This window comes from Kitasatospora sp. NPDC096147 (assembly GCF_044763225.1).
Lineage (GTDB): Bacteria > Actinomycetota > Actinomycetes > Streptomycetales > Streptomycetaceae > Kitasatospora.
In genome coordinates this window covers 261146-278391 of sequence record NZ_JBIWFX010000001.1, presented here as the reverse complement: position 1 = coordinate 278391, position 17246 = coordinate 261146, and the positions used below count along the sequence as shown (strand labels likewise).

Genomic DNA, 17246 nt, shown 5'->3' with positions numbered 1-17246 from the left:
GGCGGGGAGGTGGCTGCCGCCTCTCCGCCCTCCGGCGCCGCCGTCCGTGACGCACCATCACCAGTCCATCCAGGAAGGCGATCCACCATGTTTGCTGCCGAGCCCGACCGGACCGAGGCACCCGAGTGGGACGGGGCGCCCGGCCTGCCGATGACCGGTGGCCAACAGGGGATCTGGCTCGCCCGGCAGTACGCGCCGGAGAGCACCGCCTTCCACGCCGCCTACTACCTGGACCTGCACGGCGCGGTGGGCCTGGACCGGCTGGCCGGGGCCGCCCGGCAGGCCGTGGGGGAGGCCGAGTGCCTACGGGTGCGGTTCGCCCCAGGTCCGGTCCAACTCCCGGACCGGCAGCGGGAGGTGGAGCAGCCGGTGCTGGTGGACCTGCGCGGTGAGGAGGATCCGCACGCGGCGGCGGAGCGGTGGATGGCGGCCGACCGGGTGCGGCCGTTCGACCTGGCGGCCGGGCCGCTGCACCGGCAGGCGCTGCTCCGGTTGGCCGACGACCTGGTGCGCTGGTACCAGGTCTACCACCACATCGCGGTGGACGGCACCGGCGTGGCCCTGATCACCCGCCGCGCCGCCGTGCTCTACCAGGACCCGACCGCCCCGGCCCCGGACTGGCGGCTGTCCCGGCTGACCGACGCCGAGCGCACCTACCTCGCCTCCGCCGCCCACCAGGAGGACCTGGCGTACTGGCGGACCCGGCTGGCGGACCGGCCGGAGCCCGCCCGGCTGGCCGGCTCCCGGAGCCGTACCACCCGGGCCGACGGCGAGCCGGGGGGCTCGACCGCAGGCCTGGGTGGGCCGTCGGGGTCGGACGCCACGGCGGAAGGGGGGCGGGCCGCCGCCCCGGGCGCTGCGCTGACAGCCGGCTCCAGCTCGGATTCCGTTCCTTCTCCGGTGCCCGGTGGGGCTCCTGGGCTCGTCGAGCAGGCCGGGACCGGGCCGGTGCCCGGTTCGGCCGGTGCGCGTGAGGTGACCGGTCCGGCCGGGTCGGCCTCGGATTCCGTTCCTTCTCCGGTGCCCGGCGGGGTTCCTGGGCTCGTCGAGCAGGCCGGGACCGGGCCGGTGCCGGGCTTGGGCGGCGTGCGTGAGGTGACCGGCCCGGCCGACTCCGTCGCCGACCTGGCGGAGCGTCAGGCCGGGCCCGCCGAGCGGGTGTCCCGGCAGGTGGAGCTCGGGGTGGCGCGGGTCGAGCGGCTGAGGGCGGCGGCCCGGGGGATGGGGGTGCGCACCTCGCGGCTGCTGGTGGCCGCCGTGGCGGCGTACCTGCACCGGAGCACGGGGGAGAGCGATCTGCTGATCGGCCTGCCGGTGGCCGCCCGGCCGGACGGGGGGCCGGCCGAGGTGCCCGGCATGCTGTCCAACATCCTGCCGCTGCGGGTGACCGTCCGCCCCGGCACCACCGTCGCCGAGCTGGTCACCGAAGTCGCGGGCGGGATAGCCGAGCTGCTCCCGCACAGCCGGCTACGGGCCGAGCAGCTGGCCCGCGAGCTGGGTCTCGCCGAGGGCGTCGCGGCACTCACCGGCCCGACGGTGAACGTGCTGCCGGTCGGCACCGGTCTCGGCTTCACCGGGCACGCCCCGGAGTTCCGCCCGCTCTGGCTCGGCCCGGCGGCCGACCTCGCGATCACCTTCGGCGAGACGCTGTCCGGTGACGGCATCCGGCTGGACCTCGCCCTGGACACCCCGGCCGACGAGGCGGCGGAGGCCGAGCTGGCCGGACACCAGCGCCGCCTGCTCCGGGTGCTGGACGCCCTCACCGGCGATCCGCAGCTCCCGGTCGGCCGGATCGAACTGCTCGCCGAGGCCGAACTGACCGAGCTGCTGGCCGACTTCGGCGCCGACCCGGTGGACAGCCCCGAGCTCAGCTGGCCGGCCGCCTTCGAGCGGCAGGCCGCCCGGCGCCCGGACGCCCCGGCCCTGGTCTGCGAGGACCGGCAGCTCAGCTACGCCGAACTCGACGCCGCCGCCAACCGGCTGGCGCACCTCCTGCTGGCACGCGGCGTCCGCCGCGAGGAGCCCGTCGCGCTCGCCCTGCCGCGCTCGGTGGAGCTGGTGGTGGCGCTGCTCGCGGTGCTCAAGGCCGGGGCGGCCTACCTGCCGCTGGACGCGGACCACCCGAGCGAGCGGATCGCCTACATGCTGGCCGACGCCGGCGCCCGGACGGTGCTGACCACCACCGAGCTGGCGGCCGAACTCCCCTCCGGCGTGGACGTGCTGGCCATCGACACCCCCGAGGTGCAGGCTGGGCTGGCCGCCGCCGACCCGCGCTCGCCGGGCCTGGAGATCGCCCTGGACGAGGCCGCCTACGTGATCTACACCTCCGGCTCCACCGGCCGCCCGAAGGGCGTGCTGGTGCCGCACGACGGGATCGGCAGCCTGATCGCCACCGCCACCGAGCGGATCGGCATCACCGAGCACAGCCGCGTCGCCCAGTTCGCCTCGGTCGGCTTCGACGTGACGGTCTGGGACCTGGTGATGTCGCTCTGCGTCGGCGGCCAGGTGGTGCTGGTCCCGGCCGAACGCCGGGTCGCCGGGCCCGCACTGACGGACTACCTGGCCGAGCACCGGGTCACCCACATGATCCTGCCGCCCTCCCTGGTGGCCGCCCTGCCGCCCGGCTGCGCGCTGCCCGAGGGCGGCGTGCTGGTGGTCGGCACCGAGGCGGTGCCGCAGGAGCTGGTGGCCCGCTGGTCCGACCGGCTGAGCGTGGTGGTCGCCTACGGCCTGACCGAGGCGAGCGTCAACTCCACCCTCTGGCCCGCCACTTCCGGCTGGAGCGGCCCCGTCCCGATCGGCCGCCCGGACCCGAACACCCGCTGCTACGTACTCGACCAGGCCCTGCGGCCGGTCGCCGTCGGCGTGGAGGGTGAGCTGTACGTGGCCGGGCGCGGCCTGGCCCGGGGCTACCACGGCCGGTACGCGCTGACCGCCGGTCGGTTCGTCGCCGATCCGTACGGCGAGCCCGGGGCCCGGATGTACCGGACGGGCGACCGGGTCCGCTGGCGCGCCGACGGGAACCTCGAGTTCCTCGGCCGGGCCGACGGCCAGGTGAAGATCCGGGGCCACCGGATCGAGCCCGGCGAGGTGGAGAGCGCCTTCATGGCCCACCCCGGCATCGCCCAGGCGGCGGTGCTGGTCCGGGAGGACCACCGGGGTGTGAAGCGGCTGGTCGCCTACCTGGTGGGCGATCAGGAGCAGGTCGCGGCGGCCCGGGTGGCCGTGGCGGGGGAGCTGCCCGAGTACCTGGTGCCGAGCGCGGTGGTGGTGCTGGACGGTCCGCTGCCGCTCACCCCGAACGGCAAGCTGGACCACCGGGCGCTGCCGGCCCCGGACTGGACGGCGGGCGGCTCCGGCTCCGGCTCGCTGCCCGGCACCCCGCTGGAGGCGGCGCTGGCCGGGCTGTTCGGGGAGGTGCTGGCGCTGCCCGAGGTGGGCGTGCACGACAGCTTCTTCGAGCTGGGCGGTGACAGCATCGTCGCCATCCAACTGGTCAACGCTGCGCGCGGCCAGGGCATTTCGATCACCCCCCGGCAGGTCTTCCGGCTGCGCACGGTCGCCGCGCTGGCTGCCGCCGCGACCGAGGGCGCCGAGCTGCCGCAGGCCCCGGCGGTGGAGCTGGACCGGGAGGCGCTGCCGGTCTCCCCGCTCCAGGAGGGCTTCTTCTTCCACGCCGCGCTGGACGGCGGGGCCGAGGACCGGTACCTGGTGCAGGAGGTGCTGGAGCTGGCCGGAGAGGTGGACGGCGAGCGGCTGCACGGTGCGCTGCGCACGGTGCTGGAGCACCACCCGCTGCTGCGGGCCGGCTTCCACCAGCTGCCGGACGGACGGGTGGTGCAGCGGATCGCGCCGTCGGCCGAACTTCCCTGGCGCGAACTGGAGTCCAAGGGACCGGACGGGACGGCGCACGCAGGCGATGCGGCGGAGGACGGGGACACGGAATCCTCCGGTGCGCCGGAGGGCCTGGTGGAGGGTGCGGTGGCGGCCGGCGGCTCCGGGCCGACCGCCCGCGTGCCGGAGGGCGGGCAGCCGTCCGGCGGAGCGCTTGGCCGGGCCGACGGTGCGGTGGTCGCCGATGGCGCGGAGGTCCCGCAGGCCGGTGCGTCCTCCGACGGCGTGCCGTACGGTGCCCGCGATGAGGTGGCATCCGGGGGCGGTGGAGACCCGGAGGGCGGGCAGCCGTCCGGCGGAGCGCTTGGCCGGGCCGATGGTGCGGTGGTCGCGCAGGTCGGTGCGTCCTCCGACGGCGTGCCGTACGGTGCCCGTGATGAGGTGGTATCCGGGGGCGGTGGAGACCTGGAGGGCGGGCAGTCGTCCGGTGGAGCGGTGCGTCCCGCACAGCGGGCTGCCGAGCCAGGGAGCCCGAACGGCGTTGCAGCGTCCGGGAGTCCGGGCCACGTCGGGCGGCCCGGTGTCCGGCGGGGCGACGCCCCCTTGGAGGCCGCGCTGGCCGAGGACCGGGCGGCCGGGTTCGACCTCGGAGAGCCGCCGCTGCTCCGGGGCACCCTGCTGCGCACGCCCGGCCGCACCCGCCTGCTGCTGACGCTGCACCACATCGTCGCCGACGGCTGGTCGGTGGCCCTGGTGCTGCGTGACCTGCTGCTCGCGTACCGGGGAGCCGACCTGCCGCCCGCCCCGGCTCCGGAGGGCTACCTCGGCTGGCTGGCCACCCGGGACAGGGAGGCCGCCCGCGCCGCGTGGAGCACCGCACTGGCCGGCCCGGTCGAGCCGTTCCACCTGCTGCCCGAGCAGCCGACCGAGCAGGCGGGCCACGCCGCGCACGGCACCGTCGAGGTCCGCCTCCCGGCCGAGCTCACCGCCGGACTGGCCGGCTTCGCCCGCTCGCGCGGCCTCACTCTGAGCACCGTGCTGCACGGCGCCTGGGCGGTCCTGCTCGGTGCACTCGGCAACCGCGAGGAGGTGGTCTTCGGCACCACGGTCTCGGGCCGCACCACCGAGGTGGTCGGCAGCGCCGAGCTGGTCGGCCTGTTCAGCAACACGCTCCCGGCCCGGGTGCGGCTGCGCCCGGAGGAGCCGCTCGCCGGGCTGCTGGCCCGCTTCCAGGAGGAGCAGAGCGCCCTGCTGGACCACCACCACCTCGGCTTGGCGGAGCTGCAACGCCTGGCCGGCGGTGGTGAGTTGTTCGACACCCTGGTGGTCTTCGAGAACCACCCGACGGCCGCCCTCGACGCGGCCGACGAGGACGGCGGGGACGGCGGGGACGGTGGGGACGCGCTGCGGATCACCGGGGTGGAGGTCCGGGACACGGTGCACTACCCGCTGGCGCTGATCGTGCTGCCCGGCGAGCAGTTGGAGCTGCGGCTCAAGTACGACGGGGCCCGCATCCCGGCGGCCGAGGCGGCTGCGGTGGCGGCCCGGCTGACCACCCTGCTCGCCACCGTCACCACCACCCCCGACCGGCAGCTGGCCGCTGTGGACCTGCTCTCCGACCGCGAGCGCTACCAGCTGGCCGCGCTGAACGCCACCGCCCACCCGGTGGCGGAGACCACCCTGCCGCGACTGATCGCCGAGCAGACCGCGCGGACCCCGGACGCGCCCGCCGTGGTGTTCGCGGGCAGCACCCTCGGCTATGCCGAACTGGAGCGACGGGCCGAGGAGTTGGCCTGCCGCCTGCGGGCCCGGGGTGCCGGGCCGGAGAGCTTCGTGGCGGTCGCCCTGCCGCGCTCGGCCGAGCTGATGGTGGTGCTGCTCGGGGTGCTCCGCTCCGGCGCGGCGTACCTGCCGCTGGACCCGGACTACCCGGCCGAGCGGCTGGCCGGCATGCTGGCGGACTCCGGGGCCCGCCTGCTGGTCACCACCGCCGGGGTGCCGGTGCCGGAACTCCCCATGGTGGAGCGGCTGTTGGTCGAGGAGACCGAGACCCACCCGGCGCCGGCGCCCGGCGCCCGGCAGGCCGGGCCGGACCACCCCGCCTACCTGATCTACACCTCCGGCTCCACCGGCCGCCCCAAGGGCGTGGCGGTGACCCACCGGGCCATCGTCAACCGGCTGGCCTGGATGCAGGACCGCTACCGGCTCGACGCCACCGACCGGGTGCTCCAGAAGACCCCGTCGAGCTTCGACGTCTCGGTCTGGGAGTTCTTCTGGGCGCTCTGCGAGGGCGCGGCCGTGGTGCTGGCCGAGCCCGAGGGCCACAAGGACCCGGGCTACCTGGCGGAGCTGGTCCGGGCCGAGCGGATCAGCACGCTGCACTTCGTCCCCTCGATGCTGACCGCCTTCGTGCAGGCCGTCCGGGCGGCGGGCGGGCCGGACTGGGCGGGCAGTCTGCGCCGGGCCTTCGCCAGCGGCGAGGCGCTGGGCGGTGAGACCGCCGCCGGGTGGGCCGAGGTCTCCGGCGGGGTGCCGCTGCACAACCTCTACGGGCCGACCGAGGCCGCCGTGGACGTCACCCACTTCGAGGCGGGGCACGGCGCCGGGCCCGTCCCGATCGGCCACCCGGTCTGGAACACCCGGCTGCACGTCCTCGACACCTTCCTGCGCCCCGTCCCCGAGGGCGTGCCCGGCGAGCTGTACCTCGCAGGGGTCCAGCTCGCCCGGGGCTACCACGGGCGGCCGGCCCTGACCGCCGAGCGCTTCGTCGCCGACCCGTACGGCGGGCCGGGGGAGCGGATGTACCGCACCGGGGACCTGGTGCGCCGCCGCCCGGACGGGGCGCTGGAGTACCTGGGCCGGACGGACCGTCAGGTGAAGATCCGGGGGCAGCGGATCGAGCTCGGCGAGATCGAGGCCGCGCTGACCGCGCTGCCCGGCGTGGCCCGGGCCGCCGTGATCGCCCGGGACGGCGCGCTGCTCGGCTACGCCGTCCCGTCCGGGGCGGTGCTGCCCGGCACCGTGCTGGACGGCGGCGCGCTGCGCGCCGCGCTGGCGGAGGTGCTGCCCGCCGCCCTGGTGCCGCAGGCCGTCCTCCCGCTGGCGGAGCTGCCGCTGACGCCCAGTGGGAAGCTCGACCAGCGTGCCCTGCCCGATCCGGCCCCGGCGGCCGGCCGGGCCGCCGCCACCCGGGCTCCCGCCGGCGAGCTGGAGCGCGCGCTCTGCGCCGTCTACGCGGAGGTGCTCCGGGTGCCGGAGGTCGGCCCGGAGGACGACTTCTTCGTGCTCGGCGGCGACAGCATCGGCTCCATCGCGGTGGCCACCCGGGCCCGCGCACTGGGCCTGCCGGTCGGCCCGCGCGAGGTCTTCACCGCCCGCACCCCCGCCGCGCTGGCGGCCCTCCTCCCCGACGAGCCGTCCGCCACCGAGCCGCTCGCCGACGCACCACTGCCGACCGAGCCCCTCCCCACCGAGCCGGAGCCGTCCGCCGCCGTGACCGAACCGACCGACCTCACCCTGGGCGCCGCCGAGGCCGCCGCGCTCCAGGCCCTGCTGGCCCAACAGGGCAGCACCGACCCGGCCCTCCAGGCCCTGCTGGCGAAGCTGACCGCAGCGGCACCACCACCGGCTCCGGTACCCGCACCCGCCGCACCCGCCGCTCCCGCACCCGCCGTTGCCGTGCCCGCTGCCCCCGCCCCGCTGACGGAGCTGACCGCCGATCAGCTGGCGAGCGTGGAGCGCACCGCCGGACGGAAGGTCAGCGAGGTCTGGCCGCTCTCCCCGCTCCAGGAGGGCATGTACTTCCACGCCAGCTACGACAGCGGCGACGCCCTCGACGTCTACCTCTCCCAGGAGACCCTGGAGCTGGACCACCGCCTGGACCCGGACCGCCTGCGTGCCGCCTGCCGCGCGCTGTTGGAGCGCAATCCCGGCCTGCGGGCCGGCTTCACCGCCGACGGCGTGCCGGATCCGGTGCAGTACCTGGTCGCCGAGGCCGAGGTGCCGCTCGCGGTGGCCGACCTGGCCCACCTCCCGGAGGCCGAACAGGAGGAGCGCGCCGCCGAGTTGCTGGCCGCCGACCGGCGCCGCCGGTTCGACCTGACCGAGCCGCCGCTCTGCCGCCTGCTGCTGATCCGGCGCGGCGGCGGCCGGGACACCCTGGTGGTCACCCACCACCTGATCCTCTGGGACGGCTGGTCCGCCTGGCTGTTCCTGGAGGAGCTGTTCACCCTCTACGCCCGCTCCGGCGACGCCACCGGCCTCCCGCAGCCCGGCTCCTACCGTGACCACCTGGCCTGGCTGGCCGGGCAGGACGCGGAGGCCGGTCTGGACGCCTGGGCCCGCGCGCTCTCCGGTCTGGACGAGCCCACCCTCACCGCACCCACCGGCCGGGACGCCGGCCCGGTCATCCCGCAGGACCACCACGCCCGGCTGGACGCCGCGACCAGCGAGCGGCTGCGGGCCGCCGCCCGGGCTCAGGGCCTCACCCTCAACACCCTGCTCAGCGCCGCCTGGGGGCTGACCCTGTCGGCCGTCCTCGGCCGCTCGGACCTGGTCTTCGGCACCGCCGTGGCGGGCCGCCCGGCCGAGGTGCCGGAGGTGGCCGGGATCATCGGGATGTTCCTCAACACGGTGCCCACCCGGGTCGCGCTGCACCCCGCCGAGCGGGTGCCCGAGCTGCTCCGCCGCCTCCAGGCGGAGCGGGCCGAGCTGATGCCGCACGAGTACCTCGGCCTCGGTGCGATCCAGCAACGGACCGGCCACCGAAGGCTGTTCGACACCCTCTTCGTGCTCCGCTCGGCCGACGGCGAGGAGCGGGCCGCCGCCCTGCGGGCCCAGCACGGCATCACCGGGGTCGCGAACGTGGACGGCACGCACTTCCCGCTCACCCTGATCGTCACCCCCGAGGCCCGACTGCGGGTCACCCTGGCCGCCCGCCCCGACCTGTTCCCGGCCGAGGCCGCCCGCACCGTCCTGGACCGCTACACCACCGTGCTGGCCCGCCTCGCCGAGGGCCTGGCCACCGCGACCACGGTCGGCCGGCTGGACCTGCTGCTGCCCGGTGAGGCACCCGACACCGCCGGCTCCCGGGAGCCACTGCCGGACCGCACGGTGGCCGAGCTGCTCGCCGAGCAGACCCTGCGCACCCCCGGAGCCACCGCCGTGGTCTGCGGCGAGGAGCGGCTCAGCTACGCCGAGCTGGACGCCGAGATCAACCGGCTGGCCCGACTGCTGCTCTCCCGGGGAGCGGGCCCCGAGCGGGTGGTGGCCCTCGCCCTGCCGCGCTCGGCCCGCACCGTGGCCGCGCTGTTCGCCGTGCTGCGCACCGGAGCCGCCTACCAGCCGCTGGACCTCGACCACCCGGCCGACCGGCTGCGGCTGATGCTCGACGACACCCGCCCGCTCTGCCTGCTCACCACCACCGCCGTGGCCCCCACCCTGGCCGGGGCCGCCCAGCCCGTGCTGCTCGACCACCCGGACGTGCTGGCCGAGTTGGCGGCCCTGCCCGCCGGACCGCTGGCCGAGCTGCCCGGCTTCGAGCCCGGCCGCCCGGGCCGGCTGGAGCACCCCGCCTACGTCATCCACACCTCCGGCTCCACCGGCCGCCCCAAGGGCGTGGTCACCCCCTACCGGGGTCTGACGAACATGCAGCTCAACCACCAGAGCGAGGTCTTCGCCCCCGCCGTGGCCTCGGCCGGCGGCCGGCGGCTGCGGATCGCGCACACCGTCTCCTTCGCCTTCGACATGTCCTGGGAGGAGCTGCTCTGGCTGGTCGAGGGCCACGAGGTGCACGTCTGCGACGAGGAGCTGCGCCGGGACGCCGAACAGCTGGTCGCGTACTGCGACGCGAACGCGGTGGACGTGGTGAACGTGACCCCCACCTACGCCGAACTGCTGGTCGAGCAGGGCCTGTTGGACGGCCACCGGCCCGCCCTGGTGCTGCTCGGCGGCGAGGCCGTGCCGGACACCCTCTGGCACCGCCTGCGGGAGGCCGACGGCACCTACGGCTACAACCTCTACGGCCCGACCGAGTACACCATCAACACCCTCGGCGGCTCCACCGCCGACAGCCCCACCCCCACCGTCGGCCGCCCGATCCGCAACACCCGGGCCCACGTGCTGGACGCCATGCTGCGCCCGGTCGCCCCCGGCGTCCCCGGGGAGCTCTACATCGCCGGCACCGGCCTGGCCCGGGGCTACCACGAGCGGCCCGGCCTGACCGCCGCCCGCTTCGTCGCCGACCCGTTCGGCAGGCCGGGGGAGCGGATGTACCGGACCGGGGACCTGGTGCGGCGCCGCCCGGACGGCCTGCTGGACTTCCTCGGCCGCACCGACGACCAGGTGAAGATCCGGGGCTACCGGATCGAGCTCGGCGAGATCTCCGCCGCCCTGACCGCCCACCCGGCCGTCGCCCAGGCCGCCGTGGTGGTCGGCGAGGGCAAGCGCCTGATCGCCTACGCCGTCCCCGCCGCAGCCCCGTCCGTCCCCACCGCGTCCCCGTCCGTCCCGGCCGGTGAGGCCGCCCCGGCCACCGGGGTGACGCCGGATCAGCTCCGGGCCCACCTGCGGGAGACCCTGCCCGACTACATGGTGCCCGCCGCCCTCGTCCTGCTCGACGCACTGCCGCTGACCGTCAACGGCAAGCTCGACACCCGGGCGCTGCCCGCCCCCGACCTCGCTGGGACCACCGGCGCCGGCCGGGCCCCGCGCACCGACCGGGAGCGCGCGCTGTGCGCCCTCTACGCCGAGGTGCTCGGTCTGCCCGAGGGCAGCGTCGGCATCGACGCCGACTTCTTCGACCTCGGCGGCCACTCGCTGATCGCGACCCGGCTGATCGGCCGGGCCAGGACCGTGCTGGGGGCCGAACTCGCCATCCGTGACCTCTTCGAGGCACCGACGGTGGCCGACCTGGTGGCCCGCGCCGACCGCTCGGCCGGCCGGGCCGCCCGCCCCGCCCTGGTGGCGGGCCCGCGCCCGGCCGAGCTCCCGCTCTCGGCCGCGCAGCAACGCCTCTGGCTGATCCAGCAGTTGGAGGGCACCTCGGCCGCCTACAACTTCCCGCTGGTGCTCCGCCTGCGCGGCTCCTTCGACCTGGCCGCCTGGACGGCCGCACTGGCCGACCTGACGGCCCGCCACGAACCGCTGCGCACGCTCTTCCGCACCCGGGACGGCCGCCCGTACCAGCACCTGCTGCCCGCCGCCGAGGCCCGTCCCGAGGTGACGGTGCTGCCCGCCAGCGAGGAGCTGCTGCCCGACCTGATCGCCGCCGCGGTGGCCCGGCCGTTCGACCTGGCCACCGAACTCCCGCTCCGCGCCCTGGTGTTGGAGATCGACCCGGACGACCGTGCGGTGGTCCTGCTGCTGCACCACATCACCACCGACGAGTGGTCCGACCGCCCGTTCCTGCGCGACCTCACCACCGCCTACGCGGCCCGCCGCGCGGGCCGGGCCCCGGTGTGGGCCCCGCTGCCGGTGCAGTACGCCGACTACGCGCTGTGGCAGCGCGAGCTGCTCGGCGCCGACGACGACCCGGAGAGTCTGGCTGCTGCCCAACTCGCCTACTGGAAGCGGACCCTGGCAGGCGCACCGGAGGAGTTGGAGCTCCCCACCGACCACCCCAGGCCGGCCCGTCCGGGCTTCCACGGCGCGGACCTGGCCGTCGAGCTGAGCCCCGGCACCCACCGGGCGCTGCGCGCGCTGGCCCGCGAGCACGGCGCCAGCATGTTCATGGTGCTGCACGCCGCCGTCGCCGCCCTGCTGCACCGCCTGGGCGCCGGCAGCGACCTGCCGATCGGCGCGCCGATCGCCGGGCGCGGTGACGAGGCGCTGGACGAGCTGGTCGGCTTCTTCGTCAACACGCTGGTGCTGCGCACCGACCTCACCGGTGACCCGAGCTTCGCCGAGCTGCTCACCCGGGTCCGGGCCACCGACCTGGCCGCCTTCTCGCACGCCGACCTCCCGTTCGAGCGCGTGGTGGAGGCCGTCAACCCGGCCCGCTCCACCTCCCGCAACCCGCTGTTCCAGGTGATGGTGGCCCACCACACCCGCAGTGGAGCCCCGTTGGCCCTGGACGGCCTGCGGGCCGAGTACCTGCCGCACCCGACCCGGACGGCCAAGTTCGACCTGGTGTTCAGCTTCACCGAGCAGTTCGGGGAGCAGGACCGGCTGCACTGCCGGATCGAGTACGCCACCGAGCTGTTCGACCGCCGCACCGTGGAGGAGCTGGCCGCCCGGCTGGAGCTGCTGCTCACCGCCGTGCTGGCCGACCCGGCCCGGCCGCTGTCCCGGGCCGAGGTGCTCCGGGACGGTGAGCGGGCCCTGGTGCTGGAGACCTTCAACGCCACCGGCCGCCCGGTGGACGAGCTGTCGCTGCCCGCGCTGTTCGCCGCCCGGCTGGCCGAACGGCCGGACGCCGTCGCGGTGGTGGACCGGGACCGGGAGGTGAGCTACGCCGAGCTGGCCGACCGGGCCGGGCGGATCGCCGCCCTGCTGGCGGCTCGGGGCGTGGGCGCGGAGAGCGTGGTCGGAGTCGCCGTCCCGCGCTCGGCCGAGCTGATCGCCACCGTGCTGGCCGCCCTGCGGCTCGGTGCCGCCTTCCTCCCGCTGGACCTGGCCCACCCCGCCGACCGCCTCACCCACCTGATCACCGACTCCGCCGCCGCCCTGGTGGTGGCCACCGAGCCGGTGGTCGGCAAGATCCCCGCGGTGGCCCCGCTGCTCCTGCTGGACGACCCGGTGGTGGCGGCCGAACTGGCCGCCGCCCAGGCCCCGCCGGCCGCGCCGGTCACCCTGGACCAGGCCGCCTACGTGATCTACACCTCCGGCTCCACCGGCCGCCCCAAGGGCGTGGTGGTCCCGCACGAGGGCATCGCCAGCCTGGTCGCCACCGCCGTGGACCGGATGGGCCTGACGCCCGACAGCCGGGTGCTCCAGTTCGCCTCGGTGGGCTTCGACGTCTTCGTCTTCGAACTCGTCATGGCGCTCTGCCACGGCGGCCGGCTGGTGCTGATCCCCGAGGAGGCCAGGGTGGCCGGCCCGGCACTGACCGACTTCCTCGCAGCCCAGCGGGTGGACCAGCTGATCCTGCCGCCCTCGCTGGTCTCCGCCCTGCCGCCCGGCTGCGAACTCCCGGAGGGCTCGACCATCCTGGTCGGGACCGAGACCGTGCCGCCGGACCTGATCGAGCGGTGGGCCGGCCGGGTCAACCTGATCGCCGCCTACGGGCTCACCGAAGCCACCGTCAACTCCACCCTCTGGCCCGCCACCCGGGCCGGCCGCCGCACCGGGCAGGTGCCGATCGGCGCGCCCGACCCCAACACCCGCTGCTACGTGCTGGACGACGGCCTGCGCCCCGTCCCGCCCGGCGTGGTCGGCGAACTCTACGTCGCCGGACGGGGGTTGGCCCGGGGCTACCTGGCCCGCCCGGGCCTGACCGCGGCCCGCTTCACCGCCGACCCGTACGGTGCCCCCGGCGCCCGGATGTACCGCACCGGAGACCGGGCCCGCTGGCGCCGGGACGGGAACCTGGACTTCCTCGGCCGGGTCGACACCCAGGTGAAGATCCGCGGCTTCCGGATCGAGCTCGGCGAGATCGAGGCCGCACTGGCCGCCCACCCGGCCGTCGCCCAGGCCACCGTGGTGCCCGACCGGCTGGGCGACATCGTCCGGCTGACCGGCTACGTGGTGCCCGCCGCCGGGCAGCAGCCGGACCTGGCCGCCCTGCGCGAGGCGCTCGCCGCCACCCTGCCCGAGTACATGCTCCCCGCCGCGCTGATCCCGCTGGACGGCCCGCTCCCGCTCACTCCGAACGGCAAGCTGGACCGTGCCGCGCTGCCCGCGCCGGACTGGGCCCGCCTGGCCGGCGGCGACCGGCCCGAGGGCCCGGCCGAGCAGGCCGTCGGCCGGGTCTTCGAGGAGGTCCTGCAACTGCCGACCGTCGGCCGGCACGACAACTTCTTCGCCCTCGGCGGCCACTCGATGGCCTCCATGCGCCTGGTCGGGCGCCTGCGGTCGGAGCTGGGCGTGGAGTTGGGCGTCCGCGACGTCTTCGACGCCCCCACCGTTGCCGGCCTCGCCGCCAAGCTCGGCACCCCCGCCACCGCCCGCCCGGCCCTGCGGCCCACCGGCTCCGCCGACCCCCTGCCGCTCGCCCCGGTGCAGCGCTGGCACGCCAGCCCGGTGCACCCCGGCTGGGACCACGCCCTGGTGCTCCGCTCGCCCGGCGGTCTGGACCCGGCGGCGCTGGCCGAGGCCCTGGCCGACCTGGTGGCCCGGCACGCCCCGCTGCGCACCTCGGCGGGCGAGGGCGGCCAACTCCCGGTCGGCGGACCGCGCCTGGAGGTCTCCTCGTGCACCGACCTGGCGGCCCGGGCGGCCGAACTGGCCGCCGCCCGCGCGGTCTTCCCCGACGGCGCCCCGCTCCGCGTGCACCTGCTGACCGACCCCACCGGCGCCCAGGCGGTGCTGCTGACACTGCACTACCTGGCGGTGGACGAGTGGTCGGTGGTCCCGCTGCTGCGCGACCTGACCACCGCCTACGCCGCCCGGCTCGGCGGCGCCGCCCCCGACCGGGCGGCGCTCCCGGTCGACTACGCCGACTACACCCGGTGGGCCCACGCGGTGCTGGCCACGGGCCTCGCCGACCGCCAACTCGCCTACTGGCAGCAGACCCTGGCCGGAGTGCCGACCCGCCTCGCGCTCCCCGCCGACCGTCCGGTCCCGGCCGTCCGCACCCACCGGGGCGCCTACACCCCGTTCACCCTGGACGAGCGCCTGCACCGGGCGGTGGACCGGCTGGCCACCGCCACCGGCACCAGCATGTACATGGTGCTGCACGCGGCGCTGGCCACCCTGCTCACCGCCCACGGCGCCGGCACCGACCTGCCGGTCGGCACCAAGGTGGCCGGCCGCACCGACGACCAGCTCGCCGATCTGGTCGGCTGCCTCTTCAACACCGTGGTGCTGCGCACCGACACCGCCGGGGACCCGAGCTTCACCGCTCTGCTCGGCCGGGTCCGGGAGAGCACGCTGGCCGCGCTGGAGCACCAGGAGCTCCCGTTCGCCGAGGTGCTCCGGGCGACCGACCTGGCCGGTCGGCCGCCGCAGGTGATGGTCATCCACCACGAGGCGGCCGAACTCGCGGCCCTGGAGGGAGGGATGGGCACCCTGGAGGCGATCCCGACCGGCTGGACACCGGCCGAGCTGACCCTCAGCTTCCACGAGCCGCGCGGCGACGGCGAGGTGCACTGCGCCCTGATCCACGCCACCGACCGCCTCGGCCCGCAGAAGGCCGCCGCACTGGCCCGGGAACTGCTCGCGCTGCTCCGGGCCGCCACCGCCGATCCGGACCTGCCGCTCACCGTGCTGGCCGCCCTGATGACCACCCCCTGCTCCGACTGAGGGAGGGCCGCGGCGACCGTGCGGATTGCCGGTTGACCGCAGCTCAGCAGGGTGGAAGCCTGGCGGTGACCATGATCACCGCCAGGCCAGGGGGAGCCGTGCCCGCGTTCGAAGCCGTGCTGTTCGACTGGGTGGGCACGCTCATCGTCCCGAAGTGGGGCCCCGTCAGATCCGGGCCGGGCGGAGCGCACTGGATCTCCGGTGCGCTCCGCGCGCTGGACCGTGACCCGGCCGGGCTGGCCGGGATCAGCAGCGCGCTCACCGAGGCCGGCCACCGCCCCGAGGTGGCCGAGGGCTGGCGCGGAGCGGACGCCTCGCCCACCACCTACCGGGCCGCCTACCTCCGCTGGACCGACGCGGCCGGGCTGGACCGGCCGCTGGCCGACCGGCTGTACGCCGACCTGGCCGACCCGGCCGCGGCCCGGTTCGCCACCGACACGGCCGAGGTGTTGGCCGCCGTCAAGGCGGCGGGCCTCCGGGTGGCCGTGATCAGCGACATCCACTTCGACGTCCGCCCGGCCTTCGCCGAGGCCGGACTCGACGGGTACGTGGACGAGTTCGTGCTGTCCTACGAGGTCGGCGTCTGCAAGCCGGACCCGGCGATCTTCCGGGCGGCCCTGACCCGCCTGGGCCTGCGCCCCGAGCAGGCCCTGATGGTCGGCGACCGCTCCGGCCACGACGGCGCCGCCGTCGAGGCGGGCCTGCCCACCCTGCTCGTCCCGCCGCTCACCGACCCGGCCGAGCGCCGGCTCCACCTCGTCCTCAACGCCTGCGGCCTGTCCACCGCCTGACCCACCCCCAGGAGAGCCCCCGTGTCCGAGCTGAACCCCCGCGGATTCCGCACCTACGTGGCGAACATCGGCATCAAGGACGCCACCAGGGACTTCTCCCTGGTCGCCTCCGACCACCCCTGCACCGCCGCCGCCGTCTTCACCCGCTCCCGCTTCGCCGGCCCGAGCGTGCTGCTCAGCCGCGAGCACGTGGCCGACGGCGCGGCCCGCGCGGTGGTCACCGTCTCGAAGAACGCCAACGTGGCCAACGGCGAGCGCGGGCGGCAGGACGCCGAGGAGCTCACCCGGCTGGCCGCCGAACTGCTGGGCTGCGCCCCGGAGGAGGTACTGGTCGGCTCCACCGGGGTGATCGGCCGTCCCTACCCGATGGAGCGGATCCGGACCGGCGTCCCGCAGGTGAAGCCCACCGACGAGCCGGACTTCGCGGCGGTGGCCGAGGCGATCATGACCACCGACACGCACGCCAAGCTGGTGCGCGCCGAGGTCGGCCCCGCCGTGCTGGTCGGCATCGCCAAGGGCGTCGGCATGATGGAGCCGGACATGGCGACCCTGCTCACCTACTACTTCACCGACGCGAGCATCCCGGCGGCCGAACTCGACGCGCTGTTCCGCCGGGTGATGGACCGCACCTTCAACTGCGTCAGCGTCGACACCGACACCTCCACCAGCGACACCGCCGTGATCCTGGCCAACGGCCAGGCGGGAGAGGTGGACCTGGCCGGTTTCGAGGCCGCGCTGTACACCGTCGCGGAGAGCCTGACCAAGCAGGTGGCCCGGGACGGCGAGGGCGCCACCAAGCTGATCGAGGTGGTGGTCGACCGGGCCCGGGACGAGGCCCAGGCCCGCCGGGTGGCCAAGTCGATCGTCAACTCGCCCCTGGTGAAGACCGCCGTGCACGGCTCCGACCCGAACTGGGGCCGGGTCGCGATGGCCGTCGGCAAGTGCAAGGACGACACCGACATCGACCCGGACCGGGTGGTGATCCGCTTCGGCGACCTGGTGGTCTACCCCGAGGCGGCCCCCGACCTCGACCGGCTGACCCGGATCATGACCGCCGAGGAGGTGGTCATCCACGTCTCGCTGGCGACCGGTGAGGCCCGGGCGCGGGTCTGGGGCTGCGACCTGAGCGACGGCTACGTCCGGATCAACGCCGACTACACCACCTGACGTCCCGTCGGCCGGGCCGACTCCCGTTCGTCTCCAGGGACTTGCGCAGGTGTC

General features: G+C 76.0%; 3 protein-coding genes. All 3 read left to right on the top strand.

Going from position 1 to position 17246, the window contains the following annotated elements; all coding sequences use genetic code 11:
* The first annotated feature begins 87 nt into the window (after positions 1–87).
* The 3 genes from ACIRBX_RS01040 (at position 88) to argJ (ending at position 17192) form a co-directional block, all read left to right on the top strand.
* On the top strand, positions 88–15234 hold the full coding sequence (locus tag ACIRBX_RS01040; RefSeq protein WP_402292961.1) for an amino acid adenylation domain-containing protein: 15147 nt from the start codon (positions 88–90) through the stop codon (positions 15232–15234).
* A 98-nt stretch (positions 15235–15332) separates the two neighbouring features.
* Positions 15333–16025, top strand: coding sequence for an HAD family hydrolase (locus tag ACIRBX_RS01035; protein ID WP_402292960.1), 693 nt, complete (start codon positions 15333–15335; stop codon positions 16023–16025).
* Positions 16026–16046: 21 nt separating this feature from the next.
* On the top strand, positions 16047–17192 hold the full coding sequence (gene argJ, locus ACIRBX_RS01030) for a bifunctional glutamate N-acetyltransferase/amino-acid acetyltransferase ArgJ (RefSeq protein ID WP_402292959.1): 1146 nt from the start codon (positions 16047–16049) through the stop codon (positions 17190–17192).
* The last annotated feature ends 54 nt before the right edge of the window (positions 17193–17246 follow it).

What these genes read in the sequence shown, in the direction of transcription:
- ACIRBX_RS01040 (WP_402292961.1), top strand. Translation starts at nt 88, where the DNA reads ATGTTTGCTGCCGAGCCCGACCGGACCGAGGCACCCGAGTGGGACGGG.